Source organism: Kitasatospora sp. NPDC017646 (assembly GCF_044329365.1).
In the GTDB taxonomy this organism is placed as follows: domain Bacteria; phylum Actinomycetota; class Actinomycetes; order Streptomycetales; family Streptomycetaceae; genus Kitasatospora.
The window spans coordinates 1-20,103 of the sequence record NZ_JBIRJC010000056.1 but is presented as its reverse complement, the minus strand read 5'-3'; the positions used below and the strand labels follow the sequence as shown (position 1 = coordinate 20,103).

The following is a 20,103-nucleotide window of genomic DNA, read 5'->3' as shown; positions in this document are numbered from 1 at the left end:
TGAGCAGGGGGTTTGAAAACGGTGGCGGCGACGGCACGCCGAAGCACCCGAACAGCAACAGCCGCCCTGGGTCTGGTCCCACCAGCACGGCCTGCGGATCCGGTCCGTCGGCATGCCCGGGCTCGGCACCAGCACCGACCTGCTGGCCGGCACGCAGCGGTCCGGCCGCTACGCCCTCGACTACACCCGCCCGGAGGAGAGCGGCCTGCCGATCCTGGGCGCAGCGGGGCGCGCAGCGAAACCTCGGCGAGTCGGCGCCGTCGCCCTGGACTCCCCGCGCACCCTCGTCGGTTGCCGCGACCAGATCGACCCACCGCCCCAGATCGGGTTCACGGGCGAAGCCGGGAAGGTGCCCGCGGCGCGCGCCGACCGGCCGCCCCGTGCACACCGACCGGGCCGTCCGGGAAACCGCCGCCCGCCGGGGATCGTCGGCGCCCCGGGCGGGTAGAGTCTCGCCACCACCGAGCGGTGCGCACTCCGTGGTGGGGGACGGAGGGGACGTGGGCGAGCGGCGGCGCGAGCACGGTGCGCTGGAGGCCGAAGTCATGGCCGTGCTGTGGGCCGGGGCCCGCCCGATGACGACCTCCGAGGTGCACGAGGCACTCGGTGATCCGGGGCTGGTGGCCAAGACGGTGCTCACCGTTCTGAGCCGTCTGCACGCCAAGGGCCTGCTCGACCGGGACCGCTCCGGCCGGGCGAACGTCTACGCACCACGGCGGGATCCGGCCGACGAGGCCGCCTCGCAGATGAACCGGGCGCTCGCCCGTGGCGCCGACCGCCTGGCGGTCCTGCAACACTTCGTCGCCGGGCTCGACCCGGAGGACGAACGGGCACTGCGAGACCTGCTCGACATCCACGAGTAGGTACTGCGACACCGGGGGCCGCCCGTGTACTTCACCGTCTACGCGCTGCTGCTCGTCCCCGTGGCAGTGACCGCCGTGGCACCCGGCGCATCCCGGCACCTCGCGCCGCCGGCCGGCGTCCGGGCCCTCACCTGCCTCGCGGCGACGGCGGCCGCCTCCACAGCATGGGGTCTGGCCGCCTTGTCCCTTGCCGGTTTGGCCAACTTCCCACCGGTGCGGGCGCATCTGCACGGTGAACCCCGCGCCCTGGCCGCGGCGGATCCGGTGCCGTGGACAGTCGGGGCGACCGCGGGGACCCTGCTGGCCCTCGTCACCGTGCGCGCGCTGCTCGTCACACACGGCCTGGCGCGGCAGCGCGCAGCGGTGGCGGCAGTGCGCCACCATCCGGCAGCAGGTGACCTGGTCGTCCTGGCGGACGATCACGCCGACGCCTACGCTGTGCCCGGCCGGCCGCCGCGCATCGTGGCGACGTCCGGAATGCTGCGGGCACTGGACGCCGGCGAGCGTGCCGTCCTGATCGCCCATGAGCGCGCGCACCTGGTGCACCGTCATCATCGCTATGCGGCGGTGGCGGACATCGCGGTGGCCGTCAATCCACTCCTGGGCGGGCTTCGGGCCGCGATCACCTTCGGCGTCGAGCGGTGGGCGGACGAGGCCGCCGCCGAGGCGGCCTCGTCACGTGCCCTCGCCACCCGCGCGCTGGCCCGGGCCGCACTTGCCACCGCGGCCCGTACGCCTGGGGCGCCCCGCGCGCTCTCCTACCCGCGGCACCGGATCGCCGCCCGGATCACCGCACTCCAGGCTGAGCGTCCGCGCAGCCGCTGGCACCGGGCCTGGCCGACCGCAGGGCTGCTGCTGGGAGCCTCGATCGCACTGGTGGACGTGGGCGTCGCATGCACGCGCCTGCTCAACGCCCTTTGACCGTGAACACGGTGACGGCCGTGTTGCCTCCTCATGAGATTTTGTCGCACATCTTGTGCGATGTCATGTCCATCGTCACACTTCCGAGTTGCGAACACGCGTGCACTTCTGCGTGAACGTCCTTCACCCCCCTCACCTGTCGGGCGATCCCCGGCTGCCGAAAGGATGTTCAGTGCCACGCTCCCCCCTGCCATCCGCGCGAAGAGGACGGATCGCCGCGCTCGCGGCCCTCCTCACCGCCCTGCCCGGTCTCTGGCTCGGAAGCTCCCCCGCCCACGCGGCCCCGTCCGCGTCGCCGGCCCAGCTGTCCGCCGACTCCGGCGCCGCCGTCCACCACGACACCACCGCCCCGCTGCCCGACCTCGCCGCCGCGACCACCCCCGCGCCCGGCCCCAAGCACAGGGGCAAGGACCACGAGGAGCGGCTGCCGCACCCGCCGGCCTCGCACATCCCCGACCCGGTCGTCCAGCGCACGCCCGGAGGACCGTCCGTCCCCTCGACCAGCGCGAGCTTCGACGGGATCGGTTCGGCGAACTACTCGGTGACCGGCGTGCCGCCGGACCCGAACGCAGCCGTCGGCTCGACCCAGATCGTCGAGACGGTCAACACCGCCCACACCGTCTACGGCTGGGTGCAGAAGACCGCCACCGTCACGGCCGGGCACTCCTACACGCTCATCCTGACCAGTCACGACGACAACTGGACGGGCGATGCCACCTACACCAAGTTCGACGACGTCACCCTCGCCTGACATCCCGCACGCCTCGACCAGGGCGGGCCGCCGTACCCCCGGACTGCGGCCCTCCCTGCGTCATCCGCACCTTCCACCCGCGCAAGGAGCCCGGATGCGACACCCACGCACAGCGCCCGCCTGGTGGCGCCCGCTCGCCGCCCTGGCCTCGGCGGCCCTCGCCCTCGCCACCTGGAACGCGGTCCCGGCGGCCGCCGCCGGCCCGATCAGCAACGGAGACTTCGAGACCGGCAGCCTCACCGGCTGGACCGCCACCGGCACCGCCTCCGTCACCACCAGCGGCCCGCACGGCGGCAGTTACGCCGCGATGCTCGGCAGTTCCTCGCCCACCAACGGCACCTCCTCGATCAGCCAGTCCTTCACCGCGCCGACCGGCAGCCCCGCCCTGTCGTTCTGGTACGACGTGACCTGCCCGGACACCGTCACCTACGACTGGGCCACCGCCACACTCCAGGACACCACCGCCGGAACCACCAGCACCGTCCTGCCCAAGACCTGCACCACCGGCGCCGGCTGGAAGCAGATCACCAGCTCCCTCACGGCCGGCCACACGTACACCCTGACGCTGAGCAACCAGGACGACAACTGGCCCGGCGACGCCACGTACACCCTCTACGACGACGTGCAGGTCACCGGAGTGGCCGCGAACGACTTCTCCCTCGCGAACAGCCCCACCTCGGCCACCGTGAACGCCGGAGCGGCCGCGACCTCCACCGTCTCCACCACCGTCACCGCCGGTGCGGCCCAACAGGTGGCGCTGTCGGCGAGCGGTCTGCCCGCCGGCGCCGCGGCCGCGTTCAGCCCGTCCTCGGTCACCGCCGGAGGCTCGTCCACGCTGACCGTCTCCACCGCCGCGAGCACCCCGTCCGGGACGTACCCGATCACCGTGACCGGCACCGGCAGCTCCGCCACCCACACCGCCACCTTCACTCTCACGGTCAACGGGACGGCCGGCTCGGGCCTGGTGCAGGTGAGCGCGGACCCGTTCACCAACTCCACCAGCCAGCACGCCACCGAACTGGAGCCCGACACCTTCGCCTACGGCAGCACCATCGTCTCCTCCGCCCAGGTCGGCCGCTTCACCGACGGCGGCTCCTCCGACATCAGCTGGAACACCTCCACCGACGGCGGCGCCACCTGGCAGCACGGCATGCTGCCCGGCATCACCACCTACCAGGGCGGCGGCAGCTGGGCCAGGGTCTCCGACCCGTCGGTCGCCTACGACGCCCGGCACGGCACCTGGATGATCACCGGCCTGGTCATCGACGCCAACGTCAACGGCGCCGGTGTCAGCGTCAGCCGCTCCGCCGACGGAATCGCCTGGCAGAACCCGGTGATGGCGGTCGGCAACGACGGCCAGGGCTACGACAAGGAGTGGATCGTCTGCGACAACACGACCACCAGCCCCTACTACGGCAACTGCTACGTCGAGGCCGACATCACCTCCTCCGGCAACACGGTGATCATGTCGACCTCGCATGACGGCGGCGCGACGTGGTCCGCCCCGGCAAGCCCCTCCGGTACCAACTCCGGCCTCGGCGGCCAGCCGCTGGTCCAGCCGAACGGCACCGTCGTCGTACCGTTCTCCACCAACGGCAGTTCCATCCGCTCCTTCACCTCCACCAACGGCGGCGCCTCCTGGGGCTCCACCGTCCTCGTCGCCAACGTCTCCTCGCACGCCGTCGCCGGCGACCTGCGCGACGGCGAGGGCCTGCCCTCCGCCGAGATCGACGCCGGCGGCAAGGTCTACGTCGCCTGGCAGGACTGCCGCTTCCGCTCCGGCTGCCCCGCCAACGACATCGTGTACTCGACCACGACCGACGGCAGCACCTGGTCGGCGGTCACCCGGGTACCGATCGACGCGACGAGCAGCGGCGTCGACCACTTCATCCCGGGCTTCGGCGTCGACCACGCCACCTCCGGCTCCACCGCCAAGCTCGGCCTGTACTACTACTTCTACCCGAACGCCAACTGCACGGCGTCCACCTGCCAGTTGGAGGTCGGTTTCACCTCCTCCGCCAACGGCGGCGCCACCTGGAGCACCGCGCAGACCGTCGCCGGCCCGATGTCGCTGTCCCAGATCGCCTCGACCACCCAGGGCAGCATGGTGGGCGACTACGTCTCCACCTCCGTGGTCAACGGCAAGGCCGTGGCGATCTTCGCCGTCGGCAAGACCCCCACCAACGGCCAGGCCTTCGACGAGGCCATGTACTCGATCGCCGGCGGCCTCACCCTCCGCGCCGGCACCACACCCGCCAGCACCGGGCCGGTGCTCTACACCGCGCCCAACCGGGAACGGACTCTGCCCGCGGCCGTCCGCCGCTGACCGTTCCCACCCCCGCCTTCCCGCCTTCCCGCCTTCCCGCGCGGGAAGGCGGTTTCCCCTCGCTCCGCCACCGCCTCCTTCTCGAGGGATCACCACACAGCGCTACCACCGATTACGGGACAGAGCCGTTCACTGGACACACCCCACCTCGGGAGAACCTCAACCATCGGCGGACGGGAGTGTCAGGACCCGCGGGTGTCGGCTGCTCCGTACCCTGCACGCCAGGCGGCGGGAGGTGTAGCGGCCTGGCGGCGGAAGAAGGTGGTGAAGTTTCCGACGTCCCGGAAGCCGAGGCGCCGGGCACAGCTGGTGACGGGGAGGTTGGTCTGGGCGAGCAGCCTCTTGGCTTCGAGCAGGATCCGCTGGTCGAGGAAGGTCTTGGCGCCTGTGCCGGTGGCCGCGCGCGTTGCCCGGGTAAGGGTGCGCACATCGTAGCCGAGTGCCTGCGCGTAGTCGGCCACGTGGTGCCAGTGGGTGAAGTGCTCTTCGACGGCGCTTCGGTAGGCGCGGAACACCTCCGCGGATCTGCTGCTGGAACGATTCCCGCGGGTTGGTGCCGGGGTGTCGGGCAGCGCGCGCAGCATGAGTGCTGCCAGCAGGTGGGAAAGCAGTGCGGCAGACGCCAGGCGTGGTGTGCGTGCTGTCGCGTCGTGTTCGCGGCCGAGGTGCTCGGCTGCGAGCAGGGCGAGGTCCAGGCGCTGCGGGTCCACATGCCAGCACGCCGGGGCGGTGGTCTCTGCCGCGGTGAAGCCGGACAGGAAGCCGGGACGGAAGAGGACCATCGGACCGTCACAGGCATCGATGTCGCTCCAGCGGTGCACCATGCCGGGCCGGATCCACACGGCGCTGCCTTCCGTCAGTCGGTAGTTGTGGAAGTCCGCTTCGTGGGCGCCGGCGCCCGAGACGACCAGGGCGAAGACATGGAAGTCGGGCCGCTGCGGGAGTACGCGGCGGTGGTGGGTGTCCATGGACCGCAGCGCGGCGAAGTCGAGGGCCTCCACGCCGTACGCCGACCCGATCGCCGGCAGGTAGCGCACCTGCCGCACACCGCCGTGTCCGTTTTCCACAATGACTGTGCTCTTTTCCACCGAAGCGCGGACATCGCCTCTCGTAGGGTCGATTTCGAGCCTGGCAGGCAGAGGCTACCCGTTCGAGGCTGCGCGGAACGACAGCGGTCGTTCGGTGCGACCGAAGTGAGAGGTGTAACGATGACGGAAACGACAATGCGGGTTCCTGTGGCCGGCGGGGCCCTGGACGTGCGGGGCGGGGGCCGCACCGGACCGACGCTGGTGTTCGTCCACTACTGGGGCGGCTCTGCCGACACCTGGAACGGCGTGGTCGGCCACCTGCCGCCCGAGCAGGCGACACTCCGTTTCGATCAGCGCGGCTGGGGCACCTCGCGGTCGCTGCCCGGGCCCTACCACCTCGACCAACTCGCCGACGACCTCGCCACGGTGGTGGACGCCTGCGTGCCGGGACCGTTCGTCCTCGTCGGTCACTCCATGGGCGGCAAAGTCAGCCAGCTCCTCGCGGCACGCCGACCGGCCCACCTGACGCGCCTGGTGCTCGTCGCGCCCGCGCCGCCGCAGCCGCCCGCTACGGTGACCGAGGAGTACCGGCAGGGCCTGTCCCACGCCTACGACGCACCCGAGACGGTGCAGTATGTCCTCGACCATGTCCTGACCGCCGCACCGCTGGCCGAGGCGGTGCGGACCACTGCGATCCGTGACAGCCTCGCCGCCGGCGCCGAGGCCCGGCAGGAGTGGCCGCTGCGCGGGATCGCACAGGACATCACCCCCGCCGCACGCGACATCGAGGTGCCGGTGACCGTGCTGGCCGGGGAGAACGATGCGGTGGAACCGCCGAGCGTCCTGCGCGAGTGTCTCCTGCCGCACATCCCGCACGCAACGCTGACAACCATCCCCGGTGTCGGCCACCTGCTCCCCGCGGAAGCCCCCGGCGCTGTCGCAGCCGCCCTCGGAGACTTCCTCACACCCGTTCGGTACTGATGGCACTTCTCCGGGAGCGCGAAGCCCTGGTCGAAGTGGAAGTCGAGGTCCCGCCAGGTTAGAGGCGCTCGTACGGCGCGAAGTCCACGCGGAACGGTGCAGTCGTGGCGAAGACCGGGGACGCCGCTGCGGAGGGCCGCGCGGGACTCGGGCGTGCAGCCGCGAGCATGCTGCCGGACCGGGTCCTCCTCGACCCGCGGTGGCCATCCTCCGTTCCTGGCGCCCTACTTCGCCACCAAAGCCGCGATGGACGCCCTCGCCGACAGCTACGCTGCAGAGCTCGTCAACGCGATGCTCAACGGCAACGCCTGATCCAGATCAGCGGTATGGGGCCCGGCCGCCGTTCACCGGACAAGGGCCTCGGCGAGTTCCTGCGGCCGGGCGGCGAACGGGCTGTGGCTGCCCGGCAGGGTGCGGACGGTGAACGGCTCGCCCGGCATGGCCCGGTCGGCCTCCGCGATCATCAGATCCTGTGCGGCCGGCGGCAGCGCCCGGTCCTCCGCACAGCGCAGAAAGGTGCGCGGGATACGCCCCCACCGCGCCCCGGTCAGGATGACAGGGGTCGCCGGTACGGCCAGCGGCAGGTCTGGACTGAGCGCGGAGCGCCAACGGTCGAAGCGGTCGGCGGGCGTGTCGTGGTAGTGGGTCTGCCGCAACTCCTCGACATAGGCGGGGTCCGGCGAAAGCGGGTCGATCCGTACGGCGCCAAGTGCCTCGGGATCACCGAGGTTGAGGCCCTGACCCCGTGCGGTGGCGTTCTCGGGGGCGCCGAGGTAGTCGATGAACCGGGCGCGGCCGGCGGGGACGAACGCGGAGAGGTAGACGATGCGGTCGACCAGCTCGGGCTCGCGCTCTGCGGCCAGCGACGCGGGGCCGCCGCCCGCGCTGTGGGCGACGAGCACCACACGGCCGTAACGGCGGACCCGGCGCAGTGTGTCCAGGACGGCATCGGCGCAGTCGTCCATCGTCACCTCGGCGAGCTGCGACCTCTCGGTCAGCAGTCCCGGCCGACCAGGCAGCAGGTACCCACTGGGCAGGGGAGCGTCGAAGCCGTGCCCGGGCAGGTCGACGGCCACACTCGCGGCACCGAGGCCGGAGAGTGCGCGCTGCGTCGCCGACCACTGCCACGAGCCGTGCCAGGCGCCGTGGACGAGTACGAAGACGGTGTTGTGCAGATCGGTGTTCGCGGTGTTCAGAGAGGGTGTCACGGCTCCCATTCCAGACGGCGACGGCAGCGCCATCCAGGGGAAGAGATGACACACTGGTTGACGATACTTTTTGTGTATGGGAGGGCGGTCGTGGAGGCGCGGCATCTTCGGTATGCGGTCGCTCTCGCCGAACACGGACACTTCGGCCGGGCTGCCCGAGCGCTGGGCATCGCGCAGCCTCCGCTGTCCAAACAGATCGCCGACCTGGAGCGCGAGACCGGGGCCCGGCTGTTCGACCGCACGCGCCACGGCGTGTTCCCGACCGCCGCGGGCGAGGCGTTCCTCGCCCGGGCGCGGCGGGCCCTGGAGGAGATGACGGCGGCCATGGTCGACGCGGGCCGGGCTGCGCGCGGCGAGACGGGCCGGCTGCGCCTGGGGTTCGTGGCCTCCGCGCTGCTCGACCCGCTGCCGGACGTTCTGAGCCGGTTCGGCCGCGAGCGGCCCGATGTACGGCTGGAGCTGCACGAGATGGCATCCGGCCGCAGCGCCACCGCACTCATCGCCGGAGAACTGGACGTGGCCGTCACCCTGGGACCGCCACGCGGGGCGGGGGCCGAGCACCTGGTGTCCGTCCCGGTAGGGCACGACCGTCTGATCGCCGTCGTCGGCAGCGCGCATCCCTACGCGGGTCTGGCGTCGGTGAGCGTGGATCAGTTGCGGCGGCAGCCGCTGATCGTGGCCGCCGGAGAGGACGAGCCCGCGGTCGCCGCGGGGTTGCGCACCCTGCTGGACGGGGACGCCGCCGCACTGGACCGTGCGGCCATCGCCAGGGACGTGCACACGATCATCGGCCTGGCCGCCTGCGGGGTCGGCGTGGGCCTCGGGCCTTCTCGCATGATGTCGGCCCCGCGCCCGGGGATCTGGTTCTGTGAAGTGACCCCGCGCACGGCGCTTCCCGACCTGGTCCTGTCCTTCGCCGACCGGGACCGCTCGCCCGTGCTGGGTGCCTTCCTCGACTGCGTCCGCAGGAACTGCCCCGAGGTCCGTGCCGCGCTCGATCGCCGGTTGCCTCAACTCCCCGACGGGCACGCATCTACCCGCCTGCCTCACCGCCACCCCCGCCGACTGGCACCGACGCGGGACGGTGGACTGACGGCCCGTCATTGACGGTCGGCCGTTTCCGGGGCACGATGCCGGGATGACCGACGAGCGCTGTGACCACGGACTCATAGTCGGCCAGTGCGGACACTGCAAGCCGGTGCCGCACGGGCTCACCGCCAACGTCTGGATCACCCGCGGCGGCTCCGTCTTCCACCGGACTGTCGCCTGCGAAGCCCTCGCCGACGGCCAGGCCCGCGCCGCCCGCTTCGGCCGGGACGTTCACCAGCCCACCCGTACCGCACTCGCCGACGCCATGGCCCAGGGCCGCGGCGCCTGCATCCCCTGCTTCCCCGCCTACCGGCCGTCCCGCACCGCCAAACCCTGCCTGGTCCACGAGAACGGCCGCTGGCTGCCCGGCCTGCTCACCGAGTGGCGGCGCGGCAGGGACGGTCGATGGAGCGGCGTGGTCTCGTACGCCGCCGACGGCGACCAGGTCACCGCCCTCAAGGACCAGGACGACTTGCGCCCCACCCCTTGAACCGCCCACCGCAGGCCGCCCGTCCCTCCGCCACGTCCCGGCCGGCGGCCTGACCGGCGGGCAGATGCAGTTCGGCCGGGCCCCGGAACGGGGGGTTCGTCCAGAGCCGGCCGGCGGGACCGGTCCGGCGTCGGTGACGACCACGGCGACGGCGGGTACCCGGCCCGGGTGTGGCCGGGGTAGGCCCGGCCACACCAGTGCACCGTCCGGTCGGTCGGCTCCCGGTCGGAGCGGGCCGGGTGACCCGGCGCTCGGCAGCGTCGCTGGGATCGATTCCGCCGCCGGACCAGACGCGTGTCCGATGAGGGCACCCCACGGACACCACCCCGTCAGCGTGGGACTTATTTCCGTGCCGTCCGCGGCGGCCGCCTCGCCGAGTACCACTGGCCGACCTGACGCCCCGCGCCCGACGCCGGGAAGGACCTTCCACGCAAGGACCGCACCCTCGCCGCCGGTCCCGGGTCCGGTCGTCCCTGTGGCGAGTGCCTCCGGTCAGTAGGCCAGTGCGGTCATGTGGTCGGGGTGGTGGGCGGCGACGTCGTGGGCGGCTTGGACGAAGGCGGCGACGACTGCGGATCGCGAGGTCTCCGGCCAGGCGACCATGACCACGCTGGGGCTGAGGCCGGTGACCGGCCGGTACGCGATGTCGGGGCGCTGGTGCCGCTTGGTGGTGGAGAGCGACAGGAACGCCACCGCCTGGCCCAGCGCGACTTCCAGGAGTTGCTCGACGCTGGCCACGAGCGGCCCCTCAGGAATGTCGGCCGGCGCCAAGCCTGTGTGGCCATCGCCTGTTTCCGCTCCGTCGCATCCTGTGGAGTAGGCGGTGGCGGAGGGGGCGGCGCCCTTCCAGCGGGGGATCGGTTCGCCCTTGAGGTCGGTCAGCCGCAGTCGCCGGTGTCCGGCCAGGCGGTGCGCGGCGGGGAGAACGGCCAGTCGCGGCTCGACCAGGAGCGTCTGGGAATCCAGCCCTTGACCGTCGAACGGGCTGCGCAGCAGCGCTACGTCGGCACGGCCGTCCCGCAGCATGGCGATCGGCTCTCCGCTGCCGCCGACGACGACTTCGGGCGGCGGCAGATGTGAACCCGTTCCCCGGTAGGCGGCGAGGATCTCCCGCAGCAGCCCGGCATCGCCTTCCGGCTTGACCGCCACGACGAGCCGGGGTGTCGGCTGACCGGCCCGGCGCGCACGCCGGGCCGCCGCGTGCACCGCGTCGACCGCGATCCGGGCCTGGTCGAGCAGCACCTGGCCGGCCTTGGTCAGCCTCACCTGCCGAGTGGTGCGCTCCAGCAGGCGTACATCGAGCCGGGACTCCATCTGGGCGATCGCCTTCGACAGCGGGGGCTGCGCCATCCCCAGGCGCTGCGCGGCCCGACCGAAGTTCAGTTCCTCGGCGACCGCGATGAAGTACCTCAGCTCCCGCACCTCTAGCTCACTCATATCCGTGGACTATAGGTCCAGAGCCTTCCGGTCTTTCCCTGATGCCCATGGGCCAGGGGAGGCTGGGTGCCATGACGACTTCGCAGAAGACTGCTCTGATCACCGGCGCGAACAAGGGCATCGGCAAGGAAACGGCGCGCAGGCTCGCCGCCCTCGGCATCACCGTGCTGATCGGCGCCCGCAACGCCGAGCGTGGCGAGGCGGCAGCCGAGGAGCTTGGCCGACGGCGCCGACGTACGGTCCGTACCGCTGGACGTCACCGACGAGATCTCGGTCCAGGCCGCCGCCCGGCACATCGACGCCACGTTCGGCCGCCTCGACATCCTCGTCAACAACGCCGCGATCGCCGCCGGACCGCAACGACCGAGTGAAACCCCGGCCGCCACCGTCCGGCAGGTCTACGAGACCAATCTCGGCTCCCTCACCCACCTGGCCGACCCGGGCAGCCCGTGGTCCGCCTACTACTCGATTCTCCTCCCTTACTGCACCTCGAAGAGCGCGCTGAACGCGGTCACCGTGCTCTACGCCAACGAACTGCGCGCCGAAGGGATCCTGGTCAATGCGGTGAGTCCCGGCTACTGCGCGACCGACCTCAACCGCCGCACCGGGATACGCACGGCGGAGGAGGGCGCGGCCGTGGTGGTTGACCTGGCGACCGTGGGCGAGGACGGCCCGACGGGCGCCTTTCTGACCGAGGACGGGCCGATTCCCTGGTGAGCCCCGGCCTCGACCGCCCATCGGGCGGGATGCCCTGTTCGTCAGGTGACGCGGGTCAGCGGAGGGCACTCCCACGTCGCGTCGAGCACCTCGGGGCGGGGCCGGTACATGCGGAGGACGACGAACCAGGTGCCGTCCTTCGCTGTGGGCAGCCAGTTGCTCTCCCCGTCCTGCTGGGGCGGCTCACTCTGAAGCCGGATGGTCAGCCCGCCGTCCGCGTCCCGCCGCAGACCGGTGGTTCGGTCACCGATCGAGTAACGGTCGGCCGGGTTGGCGATGAGGTTCATGTCCTCCCGGTAGGCGGTCAGCGACCAGAAGGCGTCGACCGGCGGCAGCCCGTCGACGGCGAAGTGCAGGTGGTACTGGCCGTCGCAGGCCAGCTTGTTGCCGTCGGCGTCCTCGAAGTTGAACAAGTAGACCGCTTCGGCGGGATCGTTGGCGGCAATGCCGACCAGTGCCTGGTCGGCGGCGCGTTTGAGGAAGTCGTCGCCGAAGCGTCCCATCTGCGGGGGCGGGTAGCGCCAGCCGTTGACGTGGCGGGCCCAGTCACCGCTGAGGATCTGCTGCCTGAGCAGGGGCACGCCGACGGCGGCGGCCCTGACCAGGCTGCGTTTGACCACGTCGGGCTGTGCTTCGACGTCGAGGCCGGGGCCGATACCGATCTGGGCGAACTGCTGGAGCAGGACGTCGTGGTGGGCCGGCGGAGGGTTCTCGGCAAGCATCGCGTTCAGGGTCTTCCACGGGCCCAGGGGATCCTCCGCCGCCGGGACCGGGGTCAGGACGTCCCTGCTTTCGGGGACTGCCGCGTCCGGTTCGCCGAACAGGCTGAGCGGGGTGAGGCGGTACTGCTCCTGGCATTCCCTGACCCGTGGCACGTCGTCCGGGCCGTTGACGAGGGTGCGGCCGAGGACGAGGATCCAGGGGCTGGGAGCCTGCTTCAGCCGCCTCACTCCGGAGGGAAGCTCTCCCTCCCAGCGCGGGCCGACGAGGGCGAAGCTTCCACCGCCGGACCCGGTGGTGCGTTGACCGACGTAGTCGAAGTTGTCGGACGAGATTCCGACCAGCTCGAAGGTGAAGTACCGGTCGCCCATGTCCGGATGGGAGAGGATGACCGGCTCGTCGCCCAGGTTCACCCAGGCCGCCGAGTACAGGGTGTCGTTGCTGGGGCAGCCTCCGTCGCGGTAGGTCGCGTCGATGAGTTGCTCGGCGTGCCAGAAGTGGTTGACGGGCGCGTAGGGGATCGTCGACGGGTTCCGCGGCTGTGTCACCCAGTCGTGGCGCAGCTGGGCGTTGTAGATGTACGGAAACCCGTAGACGAACGCCTGCTCACCGAGTGTGTAGGCGTACTCGCTGCGCCAGTCGTCCACTCGCCCGGTCAGGATCGGTTTCACCGCCTGACCGAGCACGGGCGCCATCTCGGGCAGGTGGCGTGCGCGATCGATCGTCGACCGTGGGTGAAGCGCCGCACGCCCGGCCGCCCGTGCCACCGTGACGGCTGCGCCGGCTACGTCCTCGGAGATCCGCCGCCAGGCAGGGCCCCGTGATGATTCGGCCATATCGACACCACTTCGCTCGACGTGGAGGCTTTCGACTGGTCCATGACGCGGCCGCGTGGGTCCGTCCTTGCGACCATCCTGCCCCCTCATCCCCGTCGACGCAGCCGGAGAGCCGGGGCCGCCGGGAGCACCTTCCCGGCCCGGGGCGGCCTCTCGGCGCGCAGGTGTTCGTCGCACCCGTGTCGCGGAACGGGCAAACCCCCAGCTCCCGGGCGATCCCGGTGACGTTCCGATGCGGAGACGAGCGCACGAGGGCGATCGCGTCCCGCTTGAACTCCGCCGTGTACCGCTTACTCATGTTGCTGTTCGTTCCCACCTGTGACTTCTTGCTCCGGGAGCACAGTCCCAGTCTCCAGGTGCCCGGCCGCGGGATGGAACTTCACGACGAAGACCAGCTTCGGCTTGCGTCCGGCCCCGGCGGCCCGCCGCCGGGGCCCGCCGCGTTCCGCTCGGAGCACGGACTCACCGGCGGCTTCCCATGGATGAACGAACTCTTCGATCAAGTCGCCGAAATGTACGGGCGAGACACCGGACAGGGCAGGATGGGAACGCACCGCAGGGCCCACGTCAGCTTCACAACTCGCCCCACCGGTAGCCCTACTGATGTCACGGCCGACCAGGCCCGCTCCCATTCCCCTCAAGGCCGTCAGGCCAGAGCGCCGTGAGCAGGAATCAGACCGGAACGGACCGGATCACAACCAACGAGCCTTCATAGAAAGGTTGCTGCCGCAGGGCGCCGAACCGGGCGTCCCAAGCTCCGCTGTCCAGGTCGCCCCGCAGATCCGCGGCGAACCGTTCGCGCGCCCGCTCGTCGACGAAGCTCCACGCCGAGCACGCCTGCCGGGCACCGGGGTCGAGCAGCATCTCGGGCCGCGCGTAGTACGCCTCGTTGAAGCCGTCGGTGCAGTCGACGGGTATCGGCACCAGGGTCACCGTCGTATGTCCACCGAGGGCCTCGGTCAAATCCGCGATCGCCGGATAGCGGCGCGCCTCGGTGTCCAACACCTCCGGAGCGTACTCGTACAGCCAGAAGCCCCGCACGAGATCGGGGTCGCAGGTCAGCACGACCGCAGGGCCCCGCGCCACTCGGCGCATCTCGCGTAGCCCGGCCCTGTAGTCGCTCCACTGGTGCACGCTGAAGGTGGTCATCGCGGCGTCGAACGAATCGTCGCCGAACGGCAGGTGCTCGGCGACGCCGTCGACGGCGGGCGCCAGGTGCGCGGGCCGCTGGGCGCGCATCGTCGCCGACGGCTCCACTGCCGTCACCTCCAGCGTCGGGGACTCGTACGACCCTGCCCCGGCCCCGACGTTGATCACCGTGCGCGCCCCACCCAAGGCGGCGGTGATCACCTGCTCGATCCTTGCGTCCGGCTGCCGGTAGGTGGCGTAGCCGCCGCCTACCTCGCCGTAGTCCGCGTCCCCCGCGCTGCCGTCCGCCCCGCGTTCGCTCATGATCCAAACCTAGCCACGCTGTCAACACGTCCACCCGGCTACCGCGCCCAGGGGCGCCGACCTGAAAACAGCGTGCGTACTTCTCCACTGATCGACCACCAGGTCAATGCCGGCAGAGTCGACAGCCGCGAAGCCGCGACCTCGCTGCGGAAGGACGAACCCTGGTACGACGGGGCGATTGGCCCGTTCCGCAGGGACTGGGCCGATGAGGGGTCCGACGAGGACGCCGCCCTGGCGGGCCCGTTCTGGTACGGCCGGTGGGACGAGATCGCGCAGGAGCACCATGCCAGGCGCGCCACGCAGCTCAACGGTGACGCCCGCGCGGCGCACTACGCCGAGGGCGCGTTCGACCCCGACGCGACGAAGGCCGCGATCGCGGGGCTCGAGATCCCGGTCCTGATTTTGGTCGGGGAGCTCGACTTCAGTCCCAGCCCGATGCTCGCGAAGCAGCTCAGCGAGCTGTTCGCCGACGGCTGGGTGCAACTCGTCGTCCAGCCCGGGGCTGGGCACCACCCCTGGCTGGACGACGCAGCCTGGTTCGGTGGCGTCGTCACGCGCTGGCTCGCCCAGAGCTGACCAACCCTCCGGCGGTTCCCGGCGCGCTACCGGCTCAGCCCTCGTCCAGCTCCGGCGGCGCGATCGACGCGAACGCCTCGCCGGGGCCCGGGTTCTCTGGCTGCGTGAACAGATACCGAACCCGATGACTTTACGGAGTAAAAGGCCACACCCGGCGGAGAGAACCGCCCGGCCCGCAGCAGCGCCGATAGGCTGCCTCGACGAGCATGCTCACGGCCATCGAGCAGGTGGTCCAGGAAGCGGAACCGGGCATCGTGTTCGGGTCAGGACGGCCGGGGTGAGGGAGCGGTGCCGGGCCCCGGCGGGCCCGGCACCGCTCGCGTGGGCGGTTCAGGTGGTGAGGCGGGTGCCGCGGCGCCAGATGGACTTGATGTCGAGGGTGTGGTCGATGGTGGCCTGGGGGTCGCCGTTGACGAGAAGGAGGTCGGCGCGCAGTCCGGGGGCGATGCGGCCTCGGTCGGTGAGGGTGTAGCGGCGGGCGGGGACGGCGGTGGCAGCGGTGAGTGCCGCTGCGGGGGTTAGCCCGGCCTGGACGAGCAGGGCGAGTTCGTGGTGAATGCTGACGCCGTGGGCGACACCTCCGTGGGTGGGAACGGGGACGGAGGAGTCGGTGCCGGCGAGGATGTCGACGTTGGACTGGTGGAGGGCAGAGACACTGTCGAGGACGTGCTGGAAGTCGCCTTGCGGGTAGGTGTTGAACGTGCCGCGGAGCGTCTGGGCCCATTCGTCGGTGAGGCGGGGGGCGACGCGGGGGTCGTCGGCGAGGTGGGCGCCGTTGTGGCCCATCAGGGAGGCGCTGATGACGAGGCAGGGGGCGACGAACACGTCGGCGTCCGCGAGCGCACGGACGATGGCCTCGTCGGCTCGCTGGTCGATGAAGAGGTGGGCGAGACCGTCGACGCCGACGTCGAGGGCCTGGCGGGTGGCGTCCAAGGTGATGGCGTGGGCGATGACCTTGAGGCCGAGCGTGTGCGCCTCCTCGACGCCGGCCTTGATGGCGGCGGGGTCGATCATGGGCAGCCCGGGGTGGCCCATGATGGCGCCGTCTTCGATCATGACCTTGATGTAGTCGGCTCCGGCCTGGGCGAATGCCTGGACGTGGGCGCGAGCCTGGTCGGGGGTGGCGACCGAGGGCATCTCCCAGCCTTTGTGCTCGCCGGCCGCCGGGTCGTGTTCGCCGAGCCCTTCCATCAGCTCGCTGGGGTGGCCGCCTTTGGCCATCAGGGCGATCAGGGCGGAGCGCACGTCGGCGATGGTGTCGTCCTCGTTGACCTCGGTGCGCTGTTCGGGCGTCCAGTAGCCCTGCATCTCCAGCTCGGTGGTGACGCCGAAGCGCAGCGCGAGGGCGAGGCTGTCCTTGCTGGTGTGCACGTGAGCGTCGATGAGGCCGGGCAGCAGTGTCGCGCCGGAGCCGTCGACTACTGCCGCGCCGTCGGGGACGGGGCCGCCGACGGAGGCGATGGTGGTGCCGTCGACCACCACGTCGGTGACGCCGAGGTCCTGCTGCCCGTCGAAAACGCGGGCGCCGGTGATGACGAAGCTCACAAGTGTGTCCTTTTGTGAAGAGGTTCGAGCCGGGAGGGAGACAGTGGTCAGGAGGCCGCGGTGGCCGACTCCGCGGGCTTGGCGGGGGCGCTGCCGGGATTGCCGCGCAGCGGGACCTCCTTGATGAGCACCGATGCCGCCAGGGCTGCGAGTGCGATCAGCGCGCCGGTGAGGAAGATCAGGTGCATGGCGTGCGCGACGTCGCTGATGTACGTCTGGCGGGCGGCGGCGGACAGGTGCTCGGTGGCGCCCGACGGGCTGCCCTCGCCGTGCTGCTGGCCGGCGCCGGCCACGGCTCCGGTGAACAGGGAGGCGAAGACGGCGATGCCGAGTGAGCCGCCGAGGTTGCGGAAGAGGTTGGTGGCGGCCGAGGCGGAGCCGATGTCACGCAGCTCGACAGCGTTCTGGGCGATGGTGTTGGACATCTGCAGCGTGAATCCGGTGCCCGCGCCCACGATCGCCATGTAGGCCGAGGTCGCGAAGCGCGAGGTGTCGGTGCCCATCGTGGACAGCAGGCCCATCCCCACGACCAGGAAGACTGATCCCAGGATCGGGAAAATCTTGTATCGGCCGGTGGCGGTCATGACCTTGCCCGCGATGTTCGAGGTGATCAGCGTGCCGATCATCATCGGCAGCAGGAGCAGGCCCGAGCTGGAGGCCGAGGCGCCCTGCACGACCTGCTGGTACAGCGGCAGGTACAGGGTGGCCCCGAACAGGGCGACACCGGTCACAGTGAGCAGGACCGCGGACAGCGGGAAGTTGCGGTGCCCGCTGTAGATACGCAGCGGCATCAGCGGCTCGGCGACGCGGCGCTCGGTGAGGACGAATGCGGCCAGCAGGGCGACGGCGAGGACGGCGAGGGTGATGATCTGCCACGAGCCCCAGGCGTAGGGGCTGCCCGCCCAGGTCGCGGCCATGATGACCGCGGAGATCGCGCCGGTCAGGAACGTGATGCCCCACCAGTCCATGGTGACCTTGCCCTGCCGCTTGGCGGCTGGGACGCGCAGCATGATCCAGCACCAGGCGACGCAGATCAGGCCGATGGGCACGTTGATGTAGAAGGCCCAGCGCCAGCCGAGGTGGCCGGTGACGAATCCGCCCAGCAGCGGGCCGCCGAGCTGGCCGATGGCCATGACAGCGGCGACCATGCCCTGGTAGCGGCCCCGTTCCCGCGGCGGCAGGAGCGCGCCTATCAGGGCGAACGCGCCCGCGCCCATGCCGCCGGCTCCCAGGCCCTGGATGACACGGAAGACGATCAGCCAGGTCATCGACGACGCCAGGCCGCACAGGACCGACGCGATCAGGAACAGCACGATCGAGGCGAGGAACATGGCCTTGCGGTTGAACAGGTCACCGAGCTTGCCCCATACCGGCGTGGAGCAGGCGGTGGCCAGGGTGTAGCCGGTCACCACCCACGACATGTGGTTCAGTCCGCCGAGGTCGCCGACGACGGAAGGCATAGCGGTGCCGACGACGAGCGCGTCGAGCATGGACAGCAGCAGGGCCAGCATGATGCCGAGCAGGACCCGGCGGACGTTCTTGGGGACTTCGATGGCGTCTGCAGTCGCGGCCCGGCGGCCGGGCCCGGAGGAGGGGGACGTCATGGCAAATCACCCCGTTCAAGGCGGTAGCGGGTTCCTAGGGACGGTCACCTCACCGTAACGAACATGTTCGTCACGAACAAGTTCGTTGGCGCGGTCATCGTGCGCCGCCTGGCGAAAGAGCTGGAGACCGGACCCGCGTCCCTGTACGCCTACGGGCGCACCGTGCAGGAGCTGCACGCGCTGCTCCTGGACCGGGTGCTGGCCGACGTCGACCTCCACCCCGGCCTCGACGATCCTCGCGTCCGGCTGGAGGCGGTCTGCAGCTCCTACCTGCACGTGCTGCTGCGGCACGACGGGCTCGCCGGCCTCGCGGCCGGCGTCCTGCCCTACGGCGAGAACGCCATCGCACTGACCGACACCGTCCTGGGCGCTCTGCGCGCCATGGGCCTGTCCCCGCTGCGCGCCGCCTGGGGCTACGACACCCTCGTGCTCCACGTCACCGCGATCGCCGCCGAAGCAGACCGGCGGCGCGGCCGGCACGACCCCGTCGGTCGCGCCCGGAACGCCTACGAGGACCGGTGCCGAAGAGCGCTTCCCCCACGTCGGCGCGCTGAACGAGGAGCTATTCGCAGGCACCGCGGCGCAGCGCACCTCGTGGGCCCTGGAGGTCATCCTGACCGGTATCACCGCCGCCCGGGAACCCGAGACCTAACGAACATGTTCGCGGCGAACGCGTTCGGGCATAAGGTCAGGGGCATGCCGACACCTCACAGCCGCCGCGAGCGCCCTGCCAAGCCCGCCCTCACCCTCACCGGCATCATCGACACCGCCGTGTCAGTCATGGAGCAGGAGGGGCTGCAGCGCGTCACCATGCGCCGCCTTGCCCAGGCCCTGGACACCGGACCGGCCTCCCTGTACGTCTACATCGCCAACACGGCCGAGCTCCACGCAGCGATCCTGGAACGCCTCCTGGGCCGCGTAGACCTGACCGCCGCCCACTCCGGCGAGGGCGACTGGCGCACCAGGCTGGATGCGGTCCTCGCCAGCTACGAACGGGTGCTCTTCGCCCACCCCGCCCTCGCGATGTCCGCGCTCACCGCCCGTCCCCGCGGCGACAACTACCTCGCCCTGCTCGACACCCTCCTCGCCCTACTCGCCGAAGGCGGCGTCCCCGACCTCCAGGCCGCCTGGGGCGTCGACATCCTGCTGCAGAGCGCCACCGCCTCTGCCGCCGAACACGCCGCACGCAGACAGGACTCCGCCGCCGACACGGAATGGGCCCAACTGCGCCGCACGCTCACCAACGCTCCTCCCGCCCGCTTCCCGCATGTCCACGCCCAGGGCGACAACCTCCTGTCCGGCACCCCCGCCGAGCGGCGGCGCTGGAGCGTGGACATGCTCCTCAACGGCATCCTCGCCACGCACCCCAGCGCGTGACGCGCCAGATCCTCGTACCACCAGCTCGGCCACCTGCACCCGGTCGGCGCCCGTCTCGTATGTCAACAACGCTCGTGGGCAGTACACCTAGTAGGGCTTTGTTAGGTGTGGTGGTGTGGTTCGGGTTCCGGGGCGGGTTGGCCGCATATGGAGCAGGCGCCGGTCCAGGTGGCCAGGAGGGC

17 protein-coding genes and 2 pseudogenes are annotated in these 20,103 nt (G+C 71.1%); 12 read left to right on the top strand and 7 right to left on the bottom strand.

Annotation, left to right across the window (positions count from 1 at the left end; genetic code table 11):
* The first annotated feature begins 112 nt into the window (after positions 1 to 112).
* The 5 genes from ACH4J0_RS38860 (at position 113) to ACH4J0_RS38840 (ending at position 4,861) form a co-directional block, all read left to right on the top strand.
* Entirely contained in the window at positions 113 to 448 is a 336-nt protein-coding gene (locus ACH4J0_RS38860; protein WP_396245915.1) for a hypothetical protein, read from the top strand.
* Positions 449 to 500: 52 nt separating this feature from the next.
* Positions 501 to 863 carry a BlaI/MecI/CopY family transcriptional regulator gene (locus ACH4J0_RS38855; protein WP_396245914.1) on the top strand — a complete coding sequence of 121 codons (363 nt, stop codon included), beginning with the start codon at positions 501 to 503 and terminating at the stop codon, positions 861 to 863.
* A gap of 24 nt (positions 864 to 887) precedes the next feature.
* The gene (locus tag ACH4J0_RS38850; RefSeq protein WP_396245913.1) at positions 888 to 1,784 is read left to right on the top strand and encodes a M48 family metalloprotease; all 897 of its coding nucleotides are present in this window, start codon (positions 888 to 890) and stop codon (positions 1,782 to 1,784) included.
* 172 nt (positions 1,785 to 1,956) lie between these two features.
* Positions 1,957 to 2,535, top strand: coding sequence for a hypothetical protein (locus ACH4J0_RS38845; protein WP_396245912.1), 579 nt, complete (start codon positions 1,957 to 1,959; stop codon positions 2,533 to 2,535).
* A gap of 94 nt (positions 2,536 to 2,629) precedes the next feature.
* Positions 2,630 to 4,861 (top strand): hypothetical protein, encoded by a 2,232-nt coding sequence (locus ACH4J0_RS38840; protein WP_396245911.1) that lies wholly within the window; start codon positions 2,630 to 2,632, stop codon positions 4,859 to 4,861.
* A gap of 182 nt (positions 4,862 to 5,043) precedes the next feature.
* Here the strand turns inward: ACH4J0_RS38840 and ACH4J0_RS38835 are convergent, their stop codons facing one another.
* Positions 5,044 to 5,928 carry a helix-turn-helix domain-containing protein gene (locus ACH4J0_RS38835; protein ID WP_396245910.1) on the bottom strand — a complete coding sequence of 295 codons (885 nt, stop codon included), beginning with the start codon at positions 5,926 to 5,928 and terminating at the stop codon, positions 5,044 to 5,046.
* Between the two features lie 141 nt (positions 5,929 to 6,069).
* On the opposite strand from ACH4J0_RS38835, the gene ACH4J0_RS38830 reads away from it, so the two are divergent.
* Both ACH4J0_RS38830 and ACH4J0_RS38825 read left to right on the top strand, forming a co-directional pair.
* Entirely contained in the window at positions 6,070 to 6,870 is an 801-nt protein-coding gene (locus ACH4J0_RS38830; RefSeq protein ID WP_396245909.1) for an alpha/beta fold hydrolase, read from the top strand.
* 180 nt (positions 6,871 to 7,050) lie between these two features.
* Positions 7,051 to 7,155: pseudogene (locus ACH4J0_RS38825) on the top strand (oxidoreductase); the annotation flags it as partial.
* A gap of 59 nt (positions 7,156 to 7,214) precedes the next feature.
* Here the strand turns inward: ACH4J0_RS38825 and ACH4J0_RS38820 are convergent.
* Positions 7,215 to 8,087 carry an alpha/beta fold hydrolase gene (locus ACH4J0_RS38820; protein ID WP_396245908.1) on the bottom strand — a complete coding sequence of 291 codons (873 nt, stop codon included), beginning with the start codon at positions 8,085 to 8,087 and terminating at the stop codon, positions 7,215 to 7,217.
* A gap of 81 nt (positions 8,088 to 8,168) precedes the next feature.
* On the opposite strand from ACH4J0_RS38820, the gene ACH4J0_RS38815 reads away from it, so the two are divergent.
* Together ACH4J0_RS38815 and ACH4J0_RS38810 are read left to right on the top strand one after the other, a co-directional pair.
* Positions 8,169 to 9,185, top strand: coding sequence for a LysR family transcriptional regulator (locus ACH4J0_RS38815; RefSeq protein ID WP_396245907.1), 1,017 nt, complete (start codon positions 8,169 to 8,171; stop codon positions 9,183 to 9,185).
* 31 nt (positions 9,186 to 9,216) lie between these two features.
* Entirely contained in the window at positions 9,217 to 9,657 is a 441-nt protein-coding gene (locus tag ACH4J0_RS38810) for a hypothetical protein (RefSeq protein ID WP_396245906.1), read from the top strand.
* Between the two features lie 492 nt (positions 9,658 to 10,149).
* Here ACH4J0_RS38810 and ACH4J0_RS38805 read toward each other — a convergent pair whose 3' ends face one another.
* A complete protein-coding gene (locus tag ACH4J0_RS38805; RefSeq protein ID WP_396245905.1) occupies positions 10,150 to 11,094 on the bottom strand; it encodes a LysR family transcriptional regulator in 945 nt (314 codons plus the stop codon).
* Positions 11,095 to 11,135: 41 nt separating this feature from the next.
* On the opposite strand from ACH4J0_RS38805, the pseudogene ACH4J0_RS38800 reads away from it, so the two are divergent.
* Positions 11,136 to 11,811, top strand: a pseudogene (locus tag ACH4J0_RS38800) (SDR family NAD(P)-dependent oxidoreductase).
* A gap of 41 nt (positions 11,812 to 11,852) precedes the next feature.
* On the opposite strand, the gene ACH4J0_RS38795 reads toward ACH4J0_RS38800, so the two are convergent.
* Complete coding sequence (locus ACH4J0_RS38795) at positions 11,853 to 13,202, bottom strand: DUF1254 domain-containing protein (protein WP_396245904.1); 1,350 nt, start codon at positions 13,200 to 13,202, stop codon at positions 11,853 to 11,855.
* 837 nt (positions 13,203 to 14,039) lie between these two features.
* On the bottom strand, positions 14,040 to 14,717 hold the full coding sequence (locus tag ACH4J0_RS38790; RefSeq protein ID WP_396245903.1) for a class I SAM-dependent methyltransferase: 678 nt from the start codon (positions 14,715 to 14,717) through the stop codon (positions 14,040 to 14,042).
* 174 nt (positions 14,718 to 14,891) lie between these two features.
* Between ACH4J0_RS38790 and ACH4J0_RS38785 the strand changes: the two genes are divergently transcribed.
* Positions 14,892 to 15,395, top strand: coding sequence for an alpha/beta fold hydrolase (locus tag ACH4J0_RS38785; RefSeq protein WP_396245902.1), 504 nt, complete (start codon positions 14,892 to 14,894; stop codon positions 15,393 to 15,395).
* A gap of 330 nt (positions 15,396 to 15,725) precedes the next feature.
* Here the strand turns inward: ACH4J0_RS38785 and ACH4J0_RS38780 are convergent, their stop codons facing one another.
* Together ACH4J0_RS38780 and ACH4J0_RS38775 are read right to left on the bottom strand one after the other, a co-directional pair.
* Positions 15,726 to 16,940 (bottom strand): amidohydrolase family protein, encoded by a 1,215-nt coding sequence (locus ACH4J0_RS38780; RefSeq protein ID WP_396245901.1) that lies wholly within the window; start codon positions 16,938 to 16,940, stop codon positions 15,726 to 15,728.
* A gap of 47 nt (positions 16,941 to 16,987) precedes the next feature.
* Positions 16,988 to 18,544 (bottom strand): DHA2 family efflux MFS transporter permease subunit, encoded by a 1,557-nt coding sequence (locus tag ACH4J0_RS38775; RefSeq protein WP_396245900.1) that lies wholly within the window; start codon positions 18,542 to 18,544, stop codon positions 16,988 to 16,990.
* Positions 18,545 to 18,607: 63 nt separating this feature from the next.
* Between ACH4J0_RS38775 and ACH4J0_RS38770 the strand changes: the two genes are divergently transcribed.
* The gene (locus tag ACH4J0_RS38770; RefSeq protein ID WP_396245899.1) at positions 18,608 to 19,921 is read left to right on the top strand and encodes a TetR/AcrR family transcriptional regulator C-terminal domain-containing protein; all 1,314 of its coding nucleotides are present in this window, start codon (positions 18,608 to 18,610) and stop codon (positions 19,919 to 19,921) included.
* Positions 19,922 to 20,103 lie beyond the last annotated feature (182 nt).

Bases quoted from the DNA above. Each gene is read 5' to 3' on its own strand.
- ACH4J0_RS38860 (WP_396245915.1), top strand. From the start codon at position 113: ATGCCCGGGCTCGGCACCAGCACCGACCTGCTGGCCGGCACGCAGCGG.
- ACH4J0_RS38840 (WP_396245911.1), top strand. From the start codon at position 2,630: ATGCGACACCCACGCACAGCGCCCGCCTGGTGGCGCCCGCTCGCCGCC.
- ACH4J0_RS38830 (WP_396245909.1), top strand. From the start codon at position 6,070: ATGACGGAAACGACAATGCGGGTTCCTGTGGCCGGCGGGGCCCTGGAC.
- ACH4J0_RS38820 (WP_396245908.1), bottom strand. From the start codon at position 8,087: ATGGGAGCCGTGACACCCTCTCTGAACACCGCGAACACCGATCTGCAC.
- ACH4J0_RS38810 (WP_396245906.1), top strand. From the start codon at position 9,217: ATGACCGACGAGCGCTGTGACCACGGACTCATAGTCGGCCAGTGCGGA.
- ACH4J0_RS38805 (WP_396245905.1), bottom strand. From the start codon at position 11,094: ATGAGTGAGCTAGAGGTGCGGGAGCTGAGGTACTTCATCGCGGTCGCC.
- ACH4J0_RS38775 (WP_396245900.1), bottom strand. From the start codon at position 18,544: ATGACGTCCCCCTCCTCCGGGCCCGGCCGCCGGGCCGCGACTGCAGAC.
- ACH4J0_RS38770 (WP_396245899.1), top strand. From the start codon at position 18,608: ATGTTCGTCACGAACAAGTTCGTTGGCGCGGTCATCGTGCGCCGCCTG.